Raw genomic sequence first — 16,653 nt, 5'->3', positions numbered from 1 at the left:
AAAAGCAATAGAAAGGGAAATGACCATGCGACCATCAATTCTCGGCAGCAGCTTCCTCGCCTCCGCACTGGCGCTGTGCCTTGCCGCGCCCGCCTACGCGCAGTCGAATGCTCCCATCAAGATCGGCGTCATCGCCGAGGTGCAATCGATCGCCGGCGCGGCGACACCGGGGGGCGCGCAGATCGCCGCCGACGAGATCAACGCCAAGGGCGGCATTCTCGGCCGCAAGGTCGAGATCGTCACCTACGACAACAAGAGCTCGTCGGCAGACTCCGTGCGCGCCTTCCAGCGCGCCGTGAGCGAGGACAAGGTCTCGGCTGTCATCGCGAGCTATATCAGCGAGGTCGTGCTGGCGCTGGAGCCCTGGGCCGCGCGGCTGAAGATGCCGCTGATCACGCCGGGTGCCGCCTCGAACGAGATCACCAAGGCGATTCACAACGACTACGAGAAGAACAAGTACACCTTCCACGGCTACCTGACCTCGGCCGCCCAGGCCCAGCTCGTCTGCGATGCCGCCAAGGATCTCCTCGTCGACAAGCTCAAGTTCAAGACGGTCGCAATCATGAGCGAAGACGCGGCCTGGACCAAGCCGCTTGACGTCGGCTACGAGGCATGTCTCCCGAAGGCCGGTCTCAAGGTGGTCGAGCACGTGCGCTTCTCCCCTGACACCACCGACTTCACGCCGATCTTCAACAACATCGAAAGCAAGAAGCCGGACGTGATCGTGACCGGCATCTCGCATGTCGGCGTGCAGCCGACCGTGCAGTGGAAGAACCAGCAGGTGCCGATCCCGATGTTCGGCATCAGCGCGCAGGCGCTGAGCCCGACCTTCTGGAAGGACACCAATGGCGCGGCCGACGGCGTGCCGTCGCTGGCGGTCGCAACACCCGACGTCGCGGTGACCTCCAAGACCAAGCCGTTCGCCGCCGCCTTCAAGGCCAAGTTCGGCACGCCGCCGGCCTATACCGGCTACACCGCCTATGACGAGGTCTACATCATCACCGACGCCATCAAGCGCGCCGGCTCGACCGATCCCGACAAGATGGTCGCCGAGCTCGAGAAGACCGACTACGAGGGCACGATCGGCAAGATCCAGTTCTACGGCAAGAACGACGAGTTCACCCACGGCATCAAGTCAGGCCCCGACACTGTCTCCGGCCTCGTCTTCCAGTGGCAGGACTCCAAGCAGGTCGTGGTCTGGCCCGAGAAAATCGCGGAAGGCAAGATGAAGTTTCCGAGCTTCGTGAAGCTGTCGCAGTAATCAGCCGATCCCGGACGCTGGAGCAGCCAGCGTCCAAGTATCTCACCACAGATGCGAGGCCCGTCGCGTAGCAGCGACGGGCCTTCGCTTTGCGCAGACGCAACCGGCCCGCTGGCATCTTGGGACCCATCCTGCGATCCTGCCGTTAATCTCTCCCACGGGGAGCTGGAGAAGCCAGATGGACGACCGACCGAGACAACCCGACAGTCTGATACAGGACGACGGCTTCGTCCGGGTGCGTGGCGCGCGCGAGCACAACCTTAGGAACGTCGATGTTCGCATTCCGCGCAACGCCCTTGTCGTTTTCACGGGCGTGTCGGGCTCGGGGAAATCCTCGCTCGCCTTCGGGACGATCTACGCCGAGGCGCAACGGCGCTATCTGGAGTCGGTGTCGCCCTACGCGCGGCGCCTCTTCCACCAGATGCAGATCCCTGAAGTCGACGACATCGAAGGCCTGCCGCCCGCCGTGGCGCTCCAGCAGCAGCGCGGCGCACCGACGACACGGTCGTCGGTCGGCAGCGTGACCACCATCTCGAACCTGCTCAGGATGCTCTACTCCCGCGCCGGCGACTATCCGCGGGGACAAGCGATGCTCTATGCGGAGGCATTCTCGCCGAACACGCCGGAAGGAGCCTGCCCAACCTGTCACGGTATCGGCAGGATGCTTGACGTCACCGAGAAGTCCATGGTGCCCGACGACACCAAGACGATCCGCGAGCGCGCCGTCGCGGCCTGGCCGAGTGCCTGGCAGGGCCAGAACCTCAGGGACATCCTGACGACGCTTGGCTATGACGTCGACAAGCCCTGGCGCGAGCTGCCCAGGAAGGACCGCGACTGGATCCTGTTCACGGAGGAGCAGCCGACCGTTCCGGTCTACGCCGGTTACGATGCAGCCGAAGTCAAACGCGCCCTGCGTCGCAAGGAGGAGCCGAGTTACCAGGGCACGTTCACCGGCGCCAAGCGCTACGTGATGCAGACCTATGCCAAGTCCGAGAGCGCGATGATGAAGCGCCGGGTCGCGCAATTCATGATCACCCAGGACTGCCCGACCTGCCATGGCACGCGGCTGAAGCCCGAGGCGCTCAAGGTCAAGTTCGCCGGCCTCAACATCGCCGAGATGTCGCACCTGCCGCTCAAGGAGCTGCAGGAGCTCATCAAGCCATTCGCAAAGGCTTCGACCGACAAGTCGGAGAAGGTCGTCGTCGCCAGGCGCATCTGCGAGGACCTGTCGGCACGGCTGACCGTCCTGCTCGACCTTGGGCTTGGCTACCTCGCTTGCGAGCGCAGCACGCCGACGCTGTCGCCGGGCGAGCTGCAACGACTGCGTCTTGCGACGCAGGTCCGCTCCAACCTGTTCGGCGTCGTCTACGTGCTCGACGAGCCCTCAGCGGGCCTGCATCCCGCCGATACCGAGGCGCTGCTGCGGGCGCTCGATCGGTTGAAGCACGCGGGCAATTCGATATTCGTGGTCGAGCATGAGATCGAGGTGATCAGGCGTGCCGACTGGCTCGTGGATGTCGGGCCTGAGGCCGGCGAGAACGGCGGAAGCATCCTCTATAGCGGGCCGCCGGCAGGGCTCGGCCAAGTCGAGGAATCGCGGACCGCCAACTACCTCGTACATCCACGACAGCCGCTGCCGACGGTCCGTCGCGAACCGATCGGGCATCTCAAGCTCAGGGGCGTGACCCGCAACAACCTTCGCGGCCTCGACGTCGATATTCCCCTGGGCGTCCTCGCCAGCGTGACAGGCGTGTCGGGCTCCGGCAAATCGAGCCTGATCAGTCAGTTTCTCGTCGAGGCCATGGCCGAACATCTCGGCCATGCCCTTGCCGACGATGACGACGATAGTCTTTCGCCCACGGTCGAGACGTTGGGCGGCAAGATTGTTGCCGGCCTGGATCGGGTGAATCGTCTCGTCGTGGTCGATCAGAAGCCGATCGGCCGCACGCCACGGTCCAACCTTGCAACCTATACCGGCCTGTTCGACTACGTGCGGCGGCTGTTCGCGGCGACGCCGCAGGCCAAGTCCCGCCGCTACGATGCCGGACGCTTCTCGTTCAATGTCGCGAAAGGCCGCTGCGCGACCTGCGAGGGCGAGGGTTTCGTCTGCGTCGAGCTTCTATTCCTGCCCAGCGTCTATGCACCCTGCCCGACCTGCAAGGGCGCGCGCTACAACGACAAGACGCTCGAGGTGAAGATCCGCGGCAAATCCATTGCGGACGTGCTGGCGATGCGGGTCGACGAGGCCTTCGACTTCTTCCGCGACGATACCGCGCTCAACCGGTCGCTGTCGGTCGTCCGCGAGGTCGGCCTCGGCTATATCCGGCTCGGCCAATCCGCGACCGAATTGTCCGGCGGCGAAGCACAGCGCATCAAACTGGCGACCGAGCTGATGCGGCCGCAACGTGGTCACACGCTCCATATCCTGGACGAGCCGACCACCGGGCTGCATCCAAGGGATGTCGAGCGATTGATCGCCCAGCTCGCGCGGATCGTGGACGCCGGCAACAGCGTGGTCGTGGTCGAGCACGACATGGATGTCGTCTCCCACAGCGACTGGATCATCGACCTCGGCCCCGGCGCCGGCGACGAGGGCGGCCGCATCGTTGCATCGGGGACGCCGCATCAGGTTGCGAGAGCCGGTGGAAAGACCGCCCGCTATCTCGCCGTCCGATTGAAGCAGTGAGGCACGCATGCCTCCATGCACCCTTGAAGCGAAGCACCTTGCAAATTTGGGAGGGTCGATCACAGTAAGGACCGCACGCAGGCAGCTTCAAGAATCTGCGGCTCATTCAAGGAGGATGCATGCTCCCCTATGTCGCTCACGACCCTCGCTTCGAGCGGCTGGTTATCGGCCATGTCAATCTCGAAAAGCTCACCACCGGTTGCCGCTGGGCCGAAGGCCCCGCCTACTTCCCGGCCGGACGCTACCTCATCTGGTCCGACATTCCGAACAACCGGATGATGCGGTTCGACGAGACCGACGGATCGGTGTCGGTGTTCCGCTCACCGAGCTTCAATTCCAACGGTAACACGACCGACCGCCAGGGACGGTTGATCAGTTGCGAGCACTTCATGCGGCGCGTCACCCGGACCGAGCACGACGGCTCGATCACCGTGCTGGCCGACGGGTTCGAGGGCCGCCGACTGAATTCGCCCAATGACGTCGTGGTCAAATCAGACAATTCGATCTGGTTCTCCGATCCGACTTACGGCATCGACAGCGACTATGAAGGACAGCAGAGCCCGTCCGAGATCGGCGCGTCCAACGTCTACCGGATCGACGGCAGCACCGGTGCCATCACGCGCGTCGTGTCCGACCGCGTGCAGCCCAACGGGCTGGCCTTCTCGCCCGACGAGACACGGCTCTATGTCGCCGACACCGGCGCGACGCATGTCCGCGGGCTGCCGCCGACGATCTGGTCCTATGAGGTCAAAGGACAGACAGTCGGAGAGGCCTCGCTGTTTGCGACATGCCCGGACGGGCTCTATGACGGCTTCCGCTGCGACATCCAGGGCAACATCTGGACGTCGGCCGGCCGCGGCGTATTCTGCTACGCAGCCGACGGCACGCATCTCGGCACGGTTCCGATCGGCGAGATCGTCGCCAATGTCTGCTTCGGCGGCCCACGCCGCAACCGCCTCTACATCTGCGGACAGACCTCGCTGTATTCGATCTATCTCAACACGCGGGCGGCGGTGTAAGACAACGGTCGCGACGAGATCGAACGTGTCGCGTCAACTCGTGACACGTTCGCCGCGACCGTAGACCAGCAACATGAAGATGATGACGAGGCCGTAGATCACTTGGCGGCCCGCCTCGGGCATGTCCATGATCGACAGCACGCTGTTGAGCAGCACGATCAGCACGACGCCGATCAGCGTGCCGAGATAGCGGCCGCGGCCGCCGAGAATGTTGGTACCGCCGATCACGACCGCCGCGATCGACGGCAGCAGATAGGCATCTCCCATGCCCTGATACGCCTTGGTGGAGTAGCCGGCGAGCAGGACGCCGGCGAGCGCGGCGGCGAGACCACAAAGGACGAAGCAGATCACGGTGATACGGCGGGTGTCGACGCCGGCGAGATACGCGGCAGCCTCCTTGTTGCCGATGGCGTAGACGTAACGTCCGAGCGCAGTGCGCTGGAGGATGATGGCAACGAGCACGGACACTGCGGCCCAGACGAACAGGGCGTTGGGAATGCCAAGCGTACGGTCACCGGCGAGTGTCCGCATCAGGTCGGTGGCGGCTGTCTGCGGGGCGTAGCCGCCGGTATGCGCGACCATCAGGCCACGCATAACCGCGTTGACGCCGAGGGTAAAGATCATCGAGGGCACGCGGAGATACGCGACCCCGATACCGTTGATGAGACCCACCAGCAGCCCGACCCCGAGTCCGACTGGAATTGCGAGCGGTCCGCCGATCGATGTCGCCATCATCGCGGCGGCGGCGAGCGTCCACGGCACCGACAGGTCGATCTGAGCGATCAGGATCACCATCATCATTCCGGCGGCGACGATGCCGAGGAAGGCGCCGATCTGAAGCTGCTGCAACAAATAGGTCGGCGACAACAGCGGCGCGCTGCCAAATCGGGCAAAGGTGTAGACCGTGCCGGCGACCAGGATGACGAGGATGAACAACGCCGCAATCAAAATCGGGCGGTCATCGCGGGAGAGTCCGAGGGACGCAGTCGTCATCGAAACAGCTCCAGCGTGTTCTTGACGCGCAGAACGCCGAGCGCGCCGATGCTGACCGCCCCCAGCAGGATCAGCCCCTCGAACAGCGGCTGCAATAGCGGCGCGATGTCAAAGATGCGGAAGAAGAACGAGATGACGCGCAAAACCATGGCGCCGAAAATCGAGCCGATCGCGCTGCCGGTGCCGCCAAGCAGCGACGTCCCGCCGATGACGACAGAGGCAATGGAGTTGAGCGTATAGGCGCCGGCCTGCGGGATGTCGGCATTGCCTGAGGAGGTCTGGATGGCGAGGAACAGGCCGCCGCAACCGGCAAAGAAGCCGGCGAGCGTGAAGGCCGCAATCTTGGCACGCTCGATCGGAAGACCGGACATGTAGGCGGCGCCCTCAGCCGAGCCGACTGCATAGACGGCCCGGCCGAGCACGGACCGCCGGAACGGCACCCAGACCAGCAGCGCAATCAGGATCAGCAGCACGAACGGCACAGGGATCCAGGCCACAGGTGCAAACCAGCTTGCGGCGCCATCGTCAAAAATGTGGACGGTTGCGGCGAAATCCCCGAGCGAATTGGTCAGCGCCCAGTTGAGATCCTCATCGATCTTGCCGCCCGGCGTCGGCCGCAGGAACAGCGCGATGCCAATATAGACCGCGCCGGTCGCGAGCGTCGCGATGATCGGCTGGATCCGTCCATAGACGACGATGCAGCCATTGATGAAGCCGGCCAGCGCACCGATCGCAAGGCACACGACGATTCCGAGCAGGATACCGTTCACTCCGCCGGGAAAGGTGCCGAGGCCAAGATGCAGGCCGAAGACGTCCAGATGCAGCGGGGCGCCGCCCGCCGCCCCGGTGAGCAGATAGCTTGCGAAACATCCCACCATGGTCATGACGGCACCCACGGATAGATCCAGCCCCGACGCCAGCACCGGCACGGTCTGGGCCATCGCCAGCATGGCGAGCGCAAAGATCTCGTCGCCGTTCTGCACCAGAACCGCCGACGAGAAACCCTTGGGGTGGGCGAGGTTGTAGAGCAGATAAAGGACGGAGAACAAAAGGACGGCGGTGACGATGCCGATGTTCTGGCGAACCCTGATGACCATATCGTCAAGCATGGGCGGCTCCGGCAGCGTCCGGCGTCGCCGCGTCGATGTTCAGCGCGCTCGCGATAATGTTGGTCTCGGTGAGCTCATCACCTTCGAGCTCGCGCACGATGCGCCCGTCATACATGATCGCCACCCGGTCGCAGCAGCCAATGAGTTCGTCATAGTCGGTCGAGTAGAACAGGATGGCTGCGCCCTGATCGGCGAGCTCGCGCATCAGCCGGTAGAGCTCCTGCTTGGTACCAACGTCGATGCCGCGCGTGGGATCATTGAGCAGGATGATGCGCGGATCGGTCATCAGCCATTTGGCAAGAACGACCTTCTGCTGGTTACCGCCGGAGAGCGTGGACACCGCGTCGCCGGGCGCACCGATCTTGATTTGCAGCCGCGCGATGGCGCGCTTGATCATATCGTTCTCTCGCGCGCGGTCGACCAGAGGTCCGGTCGAGATCGCATCGAGCGAGGCGATCACCAGATTGTCCGATATCGACATCGGCAGCATCAAGCCTTCGGTCTTCCGATCCTCCGGCACTAGCGCGATGCCGACCGACTTCGCCGCCGCCGGGGACGCCGGACGCACCTTGCGGCCCTCGACAGTGATTTGCCCGGAGACGCCGCGCAGCACGCCGAACAGTGCCAGCAGCAAGGATTTTTGGCCCTGGCCGTCGAGCCCGCCGAGGCCGATGATCTCGCCGGCACCGACGCGGAGCGAGATGCGATCGAGGTGCCCGTCCCAGCTCAGGTTCTCGATCGCCAACACCGGCTTCGGCGACCCGCGCGCGGGCTTGGGCGGATATTGGGCCGCGATGTCGCGTCCGATCATGAGCTGAACGATATCGGCAGTCGAGCGCCTGCCCTTGTCGAAGGTCTCGATGTGGCGGCCGTTGCGAAACACGGAGGCGCGGTCGGCCAGCACCTCGACCTCGTGCATCCGGTGCGAAATGTAGAGAATGGCAACGCCCTCGGCCTTGAGCCGCGCCAGCATGGCGTACACTTTCTCGACGTCGGCGCTGGTGAGAGCCGATGTTGCTTCGTCGAGGATCAAGAGCTTCGGCTTCTTGCCGAGCGCCTTGGCGATCTCGACCACCTGGCGGCGCGACAGCGGCAGGTCACGCACGCGCATCAGAGGATTGACGTCCTCGCAGCCGATCTCGGCCAGCAACTCCTCGGCGCGGCGACGCTGCGCCCGCGCGTCGATGAGGCCGAAGCGGCGCGGCGGCGAGGCGATCGAGATGTTGTCCGCGACCGAGAGGTCGGGCATCAGCGACAATTCCTGAAAGATACAGACGACGCCGGCTGCATTCGCCGCCGACGGCGTCGCGAAGCTCACATCGGATCCACCGAGCCGCATGGTGCCGGTATCAGGCTGTACCACGCCGGCGATGATCTTGATCAGCGTCGACTTGCCGGCGCCGTTTTCGCCCAGCACCGCGTGGATCTTGCCGCGCTCGCAGGCGAAGTCGACGCCTTCGAGCGCCCGCACGCCGGCATAACGCTTGGAAATTCCTGATAGCGTGAGGAAGGCAGATTGGGTCAGGGCCGGCTCCGGCATGGCGGGGCTCACGCAGCGGCGGCCCGGCGGAGGCCGGGCCGCAACCGTGACGTCTCCAGTGCGCTCACTGGGTGTTCTTTTCGCTCTGCGACATGATCTCCGGCGCCGTAAAGTTGACGCCGCAGGGCGTGAACTGGTTCGGCGCGAAGAAGTTGGCGTTGAGGTCCGGCCAATAGTTGGTGCCGGGCTTCAGGTCCTTGTAGGTCGCGACCGGGATCGGGATCGAGATCAGCTGCGGCATGACGTTGCCTTGCAACGCCGAGATCGCCGCCTTGGTGGCGATGGCGACCAGCGCCGGAGACTGGCCGTAGGACATACCCTTGAGGCCGTCCTTGGCATGATCGGCGATCTGCTTGCGGTACTCGTTCTCGCCCTCGCCCGACATCGGGACGAAGGGGTGCTTCGCCGACATCATGGCCTGCACGGTGCCGTCGGAGCCGCCTTGGGTGAACACACCATCGAAACGTCCGTGCACGGCCAGCGCGTCCGCCGTCACCTTCTGCGAGGTGCCGGTATCCCAATTGCCGACCACTTCGGTGATCTTGAAGCTGTTGCCCGGCCCTTCCATGACCTCGCGGAAGCCGAGATGGCGGTCACGGTCGACCGAATTGCCCGGCAGGCCGCGAACCTCGAGAATGTCGCCGCTCTTCTTGCCGCTCTCATCGATCAGCCATTTCGCCGACATGCGGCCCATTTCCTTCTGGTCCTCGTTGACCATCATCACCTTGTCGGTGTCGAGGACGTTATCGAAGGGGACCACGACCACGTTGTTCTTGTCGGCGAGGCGGATGATGCGGTCGAAGCCATCAGGAGCTACGGCGATGGTGACGATGGCGTCAAAGCCCTGATTGATGAAGTCCTCCATTGCGCCGAGTTGCGCTGCAACATCGGTGCCGGTCGAGACGACCTTGAACTCCTTGATGTTCTCCTTGATGCCCGGCTGCGCAGCGAAGGCCTTTGCGGTCTTCACCATCTGGATGCGCCAGGTGTTGCCGACAAAGCCGTTGACGAGGGCGATCTTGTAGGGACCGGGCTTCTTGTCCCACTGGAAGAACTTGGTTTGGGACGACCAGGGCTTGAAGCATCCAGGATCGGCGCCCGGACCGGACACCACCTTGGGCCCTGCGAGGGCGCTGACCGAAGACAGCAACAGGCCAGCGCAAGCGAGCCCCGTAAAACGAAGCGTCCACACCATGTCTCTCCTCCTGAGCTTTGTGTTCCACCCCTGACGCGGCGCAATGGCCAAGCCGGGAATTGGGCTTCCCGTGCAATTTACCGAGCTAGGATGGCACGCAAACTCCGATGCGCACAAGCCGAATGCCGGTCATGAGCCCTGCCTTGCTGCGAACGCGTGGAGCAAAACCATCACAATTGCGGGAGACGATGCGACGCCGGGACGAAGTTGAAAATACACGCGTGACAAGCGGATGTTCTCGTCCACCGTGATGCAGCGCAATCGAATGATCCGGACCAAAGGACAGCGCAGCGCAAAAAGAATGATACACAGGGGAAAGATGCACACGCGATGCGCGTCCGAATTGCCTAGTGCGGCGCATGTTGACTTTCGGAGACGCCCTCCAAATACTGGCGAAAAATATAAAACCAGTCGCTAACGACGGTTCTGAGGGAGGATAGGATGCCGACTTCACGCAGGCAGCTGCTGAAGAGTTCGGCGGCTGCCGCCGCTGCACTCAGCCTCGATTGGACACGGGCCCAGGCGCAAGCCGAGAATTTGCGCATCGGCCTGATCTATGACCTCACCGGCCCCTTCGCCGCCGGCGGCTCGGTCGCCTCCTCGGTCGGCGCGCAGATCGCCATCGATCTCGTCAACGAGAAGGGCGGCATCGGCGGCAAGACCAAGATCGTTCCGGTCGCGGCGGACTCGCAGAGCAAGGCGGATGTCGCGATCAACGAGGCCGAGCGGCTGATCAGCCAGGAAAAGATCGACATCATCAACGGCGTCTATTCCAGCGCGCACGCGGTGCCGATGGCGGCGAAGGTGGAGCAGCAGAAGAAGATCCTCTGGATCACGACCGCGGTCTCGACCGCCGTGTTCAAGGACAAGAACCTGCAATACGTGTTTCGTGCGCAGATCCATTCCGATCAGTATGGCCAGGCGTTTGCCGGCTTCCTCGCCGAGCACGCGAAAGGCAAGCTCGGCATGGATCCCAAGGACGTCAAGGTCGCGCTGATCCACGAGGACGGACCCTATGGCGTCGGTGTCGCGGCAGCCGACGAGGCCTATGCCAAGCAGGCCGGCATCCAGGTCGTGCTGCGCGAGGGCTACTCGGCCTCCGCGCCCGACCTCTCGGTGCTAGTCACGAAAATCAAGCGCGCCAAGGCCGACGTGATCTCGCATGCCGGCTACAACCCCGACATCACCCTGTTCCTGCGGCAGGCGCGCGAGAGCGGGCTGCGCTTCAAGATGCTGTTCGGCGCCGGCGCCGGCTACAGCCAGCTCGACAAGCTGCGCGCCACTTTTGGTGCCGACATCGACAATTTCTGCAACATCGATCCGGTGCCGGCGCAACTGCTCGATCCCGCCAAGCTCGCGCCTGGTATGGGCGACCTGATCAAGACCATGGTCAGCCGCTACCAAGCCAAGACCGGCGCGACCGACGTGCCGCCGCACTGCTCGATGGGTTTCAACCAGACCTGGGTGCTGCTCAACAACGTGCTGCCGATCGCGAAGGAGAAGTACGGCAGCTTCGAGCCCGAGGCCATTCGGAAAGCGGCGCTCGACGTCGACATTCCCGCCGGCGGCACCATCCAGGGCTATGGCGTCAAATTCTTCCCGCCAGGCACACCAATGTCCGGCCAGAACGAACGCTCGACCCCGGTGGTGATGCAGAACGCCGGCGAGCACATATCGGTGGTGTGGCCGACGAATATCAGGACGCAGGATCCAGTGTTCCCGCTGCCGAAGGGTTCGACTTACGGGGCGTGAAGGGCGGCGCGGCGATGCACCCTCTCCCTTGCGGGAGAGGGTGGTTTCGCGAAGCGAAGCCGGGTGAGGGGCTGTCTCCGCAAGCGAGCCTCTCGCAATTGAATTCGCGAAGAGAGACCCCTCATCCGGCGCCACAGCCGAAGCTTCGCTTCGGCGTTCCAAGAACGGCGGCCGACGGCCGCCTATGCCACCTTCTCCCACAGGGGGAAAAGGGATGGCAGTGCACGCGTGGCTCCGGCGTGGCGTCACACTCTCACAACACCACCCGCCGTCCCTCCTCCGCGGCCCAGTAGCCCGCGTAGTTCACCTTGATCGTCTCATACGCCAACGCGAGGTCCGACAGCGGCTGTCGTCCCGTCGCGGCGCACTCCATGAAGTCCTGGATCTCCTGCAAATATCCGCGCGTCCATTCTTCCTCGAGGCAGACATATTGCCAGCCGGTCTTGCGATCGACCTTTTCGGTGATGTAGACGCTCGCGAGTTTTTCCTCGCTGGTCTGGTAGCTCATCAGATGCGTGTTCGGGGTGATGTTGGCGAACAGCGAGCCACCGCTCGTATAGGTCTCGATCAGATTGCGCACACCGCCCATGATCATGTCGCCGGAGAACACGGTGGCCTTGGTGCCGTCGGAAAACGTCACCGTCAGCGTGCCCCAATCCTCGACATCCACGGGCTTGGCCTTGATGTAGGTGCGCTCCTCCGGCTTCAGCCCGGCGGTGACGTTGCCGACATCGCAGGTGACGCTGGCGACGCGGATGGTCTCGCCCCGCGCCCTGGCTTCGACCTGTTTCAGATACAGCACGGCCGAGAGCGGATGGCAGCCCATGCGGATCAGCGAGCCGCCGCCCGTCATCGCCCATTGCGCGGCGTGCGCCGCGTGCGAGCCGGAATGGCTCTCCTCGCCCTTCATGAACAGGACCTTGTCCCTGGTCGCTCTCAGGATCTCGGCGGTCTTGGTCACCGCAGGCGCGTAGATCCAGTCCTCGGCATACATGAAGAGCTTTCCGGTACGCTCGATCGCGGCCCGCGTCGCGTCCATCTCCTCCAGCACGCGTTCATACATCAGCGCCTTCGGCACATACTTGCCGATCGGCTGCTTGTCGTCCTCGCGGCCGAAATAGCCGGCGAACGGTTTTTCGCAGATGACATGCTTGCCGGCCTGCATGGCGCCGACGATCATTTCGGCATGGAGATTGGGCGGGGTGCAGATGTCGATGACATCGAGCTCGCGGTCAGCGATCACCTCCGCAAAGCTGCGATAGACCCGCGGAATGTTATGGCGCCCCGCGAAGTCGACGACATGGTCGCCGCGCGCGGCCACGGCCGCGACCTCGACATCGACGCCATAGACGCGCCGGAACGCATACATGTGCAGCTCCGACACGAAGCCGCAGCCGACGAGTCCCACCCTGATCTTTGCCATAGCGCCCCTCACCCTTGCTTTGGACGGCACTATAGCGCGCTGACGCTTCTATTCCACCGACACGCGCACCACGCCGGCGCTCATCATGCCCAGCGCGCGGGCTGCCGGCACCGAGAGATCGACGATGCGGCCACGGATGAACGGACCGCGATCATTGACACGGCACTGGATCGAGCGGCTGCCATAGGACACCCTGATGACGCTGCCGAACGGGCGCGTCCGGTGGGCACAGGTCAGCTCACCGCCCTTACCGGCTTTTCCATATCCGTAATATGAGGCAAGTCCGCTTTCGGCATGGGCAACGGAAAAAGCAGAAAGCGAGAAAGTGGCTAGGCAAAATAACAGCGTCGGCTGCGCTCGCACGGCACCGCCTCCCGGTTAGCCTGCCCGGCGCTGCAAACGTCGCCTTGTTCCCCAAGGTTCCCAAAGCACCGCCGGGCGAGCCCGGCGGTGCCATCACACTTTGTTACGATCGTTGAATTGTTACGATCTGTGAAACACCAGCGTCCTCACCTCGATGCTTTCGCGCGGCGCCGCATCGGCCGGCGTGGTCGGGTCGAGGAACGCCGTGTGCGGCCCGAAACGCGTGCGGCCGTCGGTTGCGGAATCATAGCACTTGAGCAGCAGCGCTTCGTCCGGCGTCATCTCGGGGAAATAGAACCAGCGATGGTTCGGATTGTACTTCACCGAATAGGTCTCGCCGCGCCGGTTGGGATAGATCAGATCGGACGCAACGAGATCGTCGGACGTAACCGTCGTGCCGTCCGCCATCGCCAGCGGAGAATCGCGCAAGGGACCGCGGATCGGCCGCCACAGATTGATCACCTGCACACGGCCCCCAAGCAGCTCTTCGGCTTCGTCAGGCAGATGCTCGCGCACGCGGTTGGCGCCGGAGATGGCGGTCTGGTCGACATGGACGCGCGTTGCTGGCTGGCGTGGGCCGCCGCCACGGATACCCGCGGCACCCTCGACGCGCTTGCGCACGGTATGGTCGAAGATGACGACACGGTCGGCCTTCAGCGTCGCACGCAGGAACGCCTCGACGGCAGGATAATAGACCGCCCTCACCTCTTCGTCGTTGTAGAAATCCTTGACCTGCGTCGGGTGGCGCACCAGCGCAAAGCCTTCGCGGTCGAGCGAAAAATTTTGAGCAATCAGCCGCGCATCGAAGATCGGGACCTGGTGCGGCTCCGGCAGCGCCGTGCTCTTCGGCTCGCCTGGCGGCGGATCGAGGGCATAGGTGCGCGGCTTGGCTGTAACAGGTGCGAGATAGTTGAGTTCGGCAGTGACGAAGGGAAGCGATTCGATTTTTGTTTCTTGCAGGCCCATGGCCGGTCTCCCGATGTTGTCGTCGGATTGATTTTTGAGGGGATGCGGGACGCCGCAAGGGAGGCGCTGCAAATAGCAATGGAAGTGTTGTCGAGGATGAGGAACGAAGAAGGAATGCTTCGACGTCGACCCGACATGCGTCGCTTCCCTTCTCCCCTTGTGGGAGAAGGTGGCGCGAAGCGCCGGATGAGGGGTTCTATCCGGGAGTTCAGGATGTCAGAGATGTGATCGCGGAGAGAGACCCCTCACCCGTCTCGCCGCTAGAGCGGCGAGCCACCCTCTCCCACAAGGGGAGAGGGAAAGGTCCACCTACAACCCCTCTTTCGCAATCGCATCAGTGAACGAACGATCGACGATCTCGGCGGCATCCAGCTTCTGCTTGATCAGTCCCCAGCGGAAATAGAGATCGATCGTCGCCTGCTCGTCCGCGACCACGCCGTCGTCGATCGGCGCGATCCGAATCTTTGCGCGCGACAGCCAGTTCTGCGGCACGGCGGTCGGGATGTTCATCAGCCTGCCCCAGGTCGCCGCATAGCTGTCGACATTGTTCAGCGACCACGCCCGCGCCACGGTGAGACGCCGGACGAAGTCCGTCAGCTCCGCGCGCTTGTCCCTGATGGCATCGGGCCGTGCGACCTGGAAGCTCAGACCCGGCGTCAGGCCTTCAGAGGTGATAATGCGGCGCGACTTGAACAGCACCTCCTCCTGGCTCACATACGGCTCCCAGGTCGACCACGCGTCGACGGAGCCTTGCGTATAGGCGATTTTGGCATCCGAGGGCGCGAGGAATGCAATCTGCACGTCGCTTGCGCTCCAGCCGTTCTTTTCCAGCGCCGCAAGGATCAGCTGATGGCCGATCGAGCCGCGGCCGGTCGCGATCTTCTTAGCCCGAAGATCGGCAAAGCTCTTGATCGGCGAAGCCTCGGGCACGAGGATCGCGAGCCCCTCGCGGGTCTGCCGGATGGCGGCAATCGCCTTCACCGGCGCGCCGGAGGCGGCGGCGAAGGTGAAGGGTGCGTCCCCGACGAGACCGGTCTCGATCGCGCCGGCACTGAGCGCCTCCAGCAACGGGGCTGCCGCCGGAAACTCCTTCCACTCGATCTTGTAGGGCACATCCTTGAGCACGCCGGCCGCTTCCATCACGGCCTGTGCATTGCCCTTCTGGTCGCCCACGCGCAAGGTGGTTTGCGCCGCCGCCAGCTCGAACGAGGCGAACAGCAGCGCGCCGGCCAGCATGAGACGGATCATTCCGCGGCCTCGCCGCGCACGGCCTGACGCTTGGCGACGAGCTCCCGCGTGAGCGGGATCAGTTCGCGGCCGTACTCGATCGCATCGATCAAGGGATCGAAGCCGCGGATCAGGAAGTGGCTGATGCCGAGATCGTAATAGTCGCCGAAGACTTCCGCGACCTGTTCGGGCGTGCCGACCAGCGCGGTGGTGTTGCTGTTGGCCCCGGTGAGCTTTGCGATTTCGGTCCAGAGCCGCTTGTCGATGCGGCTGCCCTGGTCGGCGAGCGCAAGCAGGCGCCGCGCTCCGGCCGTGGCATGGCCATCGGCGGGCTTGCGATATCCGGTCTTGTCCTGAAGTGCCGTCGCGCGCGCCAGAATCTCCTCCGCCTTTTCCCAGGCCTGCTTCTCGGTCGGGGCAATGATCGGCCGCACCGAGAGGCTAAAGCGCGGCGTCGGCCGCCCCTGCCTGACGGCGGCGTTGTGGACGCGGGAAGTGACGTCGCGCACCTGCGCATAGGATTCACCCCACAGCGCAAACGTGTCGGCATGCTTGCCGGCGACGTCGATCGCCGCATCCGAGGCGCCGCCGAAATAGACGCGGATGCCCTCGGGACGATACGGCTTCACCTGCGAGAAGGCATTCTCGACCTGATAATACTTGCCCTTGTAAGTGAACGGCTTGTCGCTGGTCCATTCCAGCTTGAGGACATCGAGGAATTCGGAGGTGCGGGCGTAGCGCTCGTCCTTGTCGTCGAGCGTATTGCCGTCCTGCCGGAGCTCCGTGGCATTGCCGCCGGTGATGACATGCAAGGCGACCCTGCCGCGGGAAAGCTGGTCGAGCACGGCGAATTGCCGCGCCAGCAGCGTCGGCGCAGTAAAGCCCGGCCGCTGCGCGATCAGCACATTGAGGCGCTCGGTGACTCCAAGGGCATGCTGGGCAACCTGGAGTGCGTCCGGCGTAGTCGAATGAAACGCCAGCAGCGCACGATCGAAGCCGGCGTTCTCATGCGCCTTCGCCACCGTCTCGATGTGGGTGGGGTTGAGAACCGGCCCCTCGCGCACGACGGTCTCGGACGAATTGTTGTTGCTGATGAAGCCGATGAACTCGATCGACATG

The 16,653-nt window shown here is 63.9% G+C and carries 13 protein-coding genes; 4 read left to right on the top strand and 9 right to left on the bottom strand.

Annotated elements, in window-relative coordinates; translation table 11 throughout:
- The first annotated feature begins 25 nt into the window (after positions 1-25).
- From NLM27_RS02610 to NLM27_RS02600, 3 genes are all read left to right on the top strand, one after another.
- Positions 26-1,261, top strand: a complete 1,236-nt coding sequence (locus tag NLM27_RS02610) for an ABC transporter substrate-binding protein (RefSeq protein WP_254141851.1) — start codon at positions 26-28, stop codon at positions 1,259-1,261.
- 178 nt (positions 1,262-1,439) lie between these two features.
- Complete coding sequence (gene uvrA, locus NLM27_RS02605; RefSeq protein ID WP_254141850.1) at positions 1,440-3,947, top strand: excinuclease ABC subunit UvrA; 2,508 nt, start codon at positions 1,440-1,442, stop codon at positions 3,945-3,947.
- Between the two features lie 119 nt (positions 3,948-4,066).
- The gene (locus NLM27_RS02600; protein ID WP_254141849.1) at positions 4,067-4,966 is read left to right on the top strand and encodes an SMP-30/gluconolactonase/LRE family protein; all 900 of its coding nucleotides are present in this window, start codon (positions 4,067-4,069) and stop codon (positions 4,964-4,966) included.
- 33 nt (positions 4,967-4,999) lie between these two features.
- On the opposite strand, the gene NLM27_RS02595 is transcribed toward NLM27_RS02600, so the two are convergent.
- From NLM27_RS02595 to NLM27_RS02580, 4 genes are all read right to left on the bottom strand, one after another.
- The gene (locus NLM27_RS02595) at positions 5,000-5,959 is read right to left on the bottom strand and encodes an ABC transporter permease (protein WP_254141848.1); all 960 of its coding nucleotides are present in this window, start codon (positions 5,957-5,959) and stop codon (positions 5,000-5,002) included.
- Positions 5,956-7,068: an ABC transporter permease gene (locus tag NLM27_RS02590; RefSeq protein ID WP_254141847.1), complete on the bottom strand. Its 1,113-nt coding sequence runs from the start codon at positions 7,066-7,068 to the stop codon at positions 5,956-5,958. The genes NLM27_RS02595 and NLM27_RS02590 overlap by 4 nt, the downstream gene beginning before the upstream one ends.
- Complete coding sequence (locus NLM27_RS02585) at positions 7,061-8,608, bottom strand: sugar ABC transporter ATP-binding protein (protein WP_254141846.1); 1,548 nt, start codon at positions 8,606-8,608, stop codon at positions 7,061-7,063. Before NLM27_RS02585 ends, NLM27_RS02590 begins: the two co-directional genes overlap by 8 nt.
- Positions 8,609-8,672: 64 nt before the next feature.
- Positions 8,673-9,803, bottom strand: a complete 1,131-nt coding sequence (locus NLM27_RS02580; protein ID WP_254141845.1) for a sugar ABC transporter substrate-binding protein — start codon at positions 9,801-9,803, stop codon at positions 8,673-8,675.
- Between the two features lie 441 nt (positions 9,804-10,244).
- Here NLM27_RS02580 and NLM27_RS02575 point away from each other — a divergent pair, with 441 nt between their 5' ends.
- Positions 10,245-11,555: an ABC transporter substrate-binding protein gene (locus NLM27_RS02575; protein ID WP_254141844.1), complete on the top strand. Its 1,311-nt coding sequence runs from the start codon at positions 10,245-10,247 to the stop codon at positions 11,553-11,555.
- Positions 11,556-11,808: 253 nt separating this feature from the next.
- Here NLM27_RS02575 and NLM27_RS02570 read toward each other — a convergent pair whose 3' ends face one another.
- The 5 genes from NLM27_RS02570 to NLM27_RS02550 all read right to left on the bottom strand — a co-directional run bounded on the left by NLM27_RS02570 (position 11,809) and on the right by NLM27_RS02550 (position 16,652).
- On the bottom strand, positions 11,809-12,978 hold the full coding sequence (locus NLM27_RS02570) for a Gfo/Idh/MocA family protein (protein ID WP_254141843.1): 1,170 nt from the start codon (positions 12,976-12,978) through the stop codon (positions 11,809-11,811).
- A gap of 48 nt (positions 12,979-13,026) precedes the next feature.
- Positions 13,027-13,341 (bottom strand): septal ring lytic transglycosylase RlpA family protein, encoded by a 315-nt coding sequence (locus NLM27_RS02565; RefSeq protein ID WP_254141842.1) that lies wholly within the window; start codon positions 13,339-13,341, stop codon positions 13,027-13,029.
- 120 nt (positions 13,342-13,461) lie between these two features.
- The gene (locus tag NLM27_RS02560) at positions 13,462-14,307 is read right to left on the bottom strand and encodes a CmcJ/NvfI family oxidoreductase (RefSeq protein WP_254141841.1); all 846 of its coding nucleotides are present in this window, start codon (positions 14,305-14,307) and stop codon (positions 13,462-13,464) included.
- Positions 14,308-14,616: 309 nt separating this feature from the next.
- Positions 14,617-15,555 carry an ABC transporter substrate-binding protein gene (locus tag NLM27_RS02555; RefSeq protein WP_254141840.1) on the bottom strand — a complete coding sequence of 313 codons (939 nt, stop codon included), beginning with the start codon at positions 15,553-15,555 and terminating at the stop codon, positions 14,617-14,619.
- Positions 15,552-16,652: an LLM class flavin-dependent oxidoreductase gene (locus tag NLM27_RS02550; RefSeq protein WP_254141839.1), complete on the bottom strand. Its 1,101-nt coding sequence runs from the start codon at positions 16,650-16,652 to the stop codon at positions 15,552-15,554. Before NLM27_RS02550 ends, NLM27_RS02555 begins: the two co-directional genes overlap by 4 nt.
- Between the last annotated feature and the right edge of the window lies 1 nt (position 16,653).

The sequence above is a fragment of the Bradyrhizobium sp. CCGB12 genome (assembly GCF_024199845.1).
Taxonomy (GTDB): domain Bacteria; phylum Pseudomonadota; class Alphaproteobacteria; order Rhizobiales; family Xanthobacteraceae; genus Bradyrhizobium.
The sequence above is the reverse complement of the archived record's forward strand: the minus strand, read 5'-3'. Positions and strand labels throughout refer to the sequence as shown.

Coding starts and splice junctions, on each gene's coding strand:
- NLM27_RS02590 (WP_254141847.1), bottom strand. CDS start 7,068: ATGCTTGACGATATGGTCATCAGGGTTCGCCAGAACATCGGCATCGTC.
- NLM27_RS02555 (WP_254141840.1), bottom strand. CDS start 15,555: ATGATCCGTCTCATGCTGGCCGGCGCGCTGCTGTTCGCCTCGTTCGAG.
- NLM27_RS02570 (WP_254141843.1), bottom strand. CDS start 12,978: ATGGCAAAGATCAGGGTGGGACTCGTCGGCTGCGGCTTCGTGTCGGAG.
- NLM27_RS02580 (WP_254141845.1), bottom strand. CDS start 9,803: ATGGTGTGGACGCTTCGTTTTACGGGGCTCGCTTGCGCTGGCCTGTTG.
- NLM27_RS02610 (WP_254141851.1), top strand. CDS start 26: ATGCGACCATCAATTCTCGGCAGCAGCTTCCTCGCCTCCGCACTGGCG.
- NLM27_RS02560 (WP_254141841.1), bottom strand. CDS start 14,307: ATGGGCCTGCAAGAAACAAAAATCGAATCGCTTCCCTTCGTCACTGCC.
- NLM27_RS02595 (WP_254141848.1), bottom strand. CDS start 5,959: ATGACGACTGCGTCCCTCGGACTCTCCCGCGATGACCGCCCGATTTTG.
- NLM27_RS02550 (WP_254141839.1), bottom strand. CDS start 16,652: ATGTCGATCGAGTTCATCGGCTTCATCAGCAACAACAATTCGTCCGAG.
- NLM27_RS02585 (WP_254141846.1), bottom strand. CDS start 8,608: ATGCCGGAGCCGGCCCTGACCCAATCTGCCTTCCTCACGCTATCAGGA.
- NLM27_RS02575 (WP_254141844.1), top strand. CDS start 10,245: ATGCCGACTTCACGCAGGCAGCTGCTGAAGAGTTCGGCGGCTGCCGCC.
- uvrA (WP_254141850.1), top strand. CDS start 1,440: ATGGACGACCGACCGAGACAACCCGACAGTCTGATACAGGACGACGGC.
- NLM27_RS02600 (WP_254141849.1), top strand. CDS start 4,067: ATGCTCCCCTATGTCGCTCACGACCCTCGCTTCGAGCGGCTGGTTATC.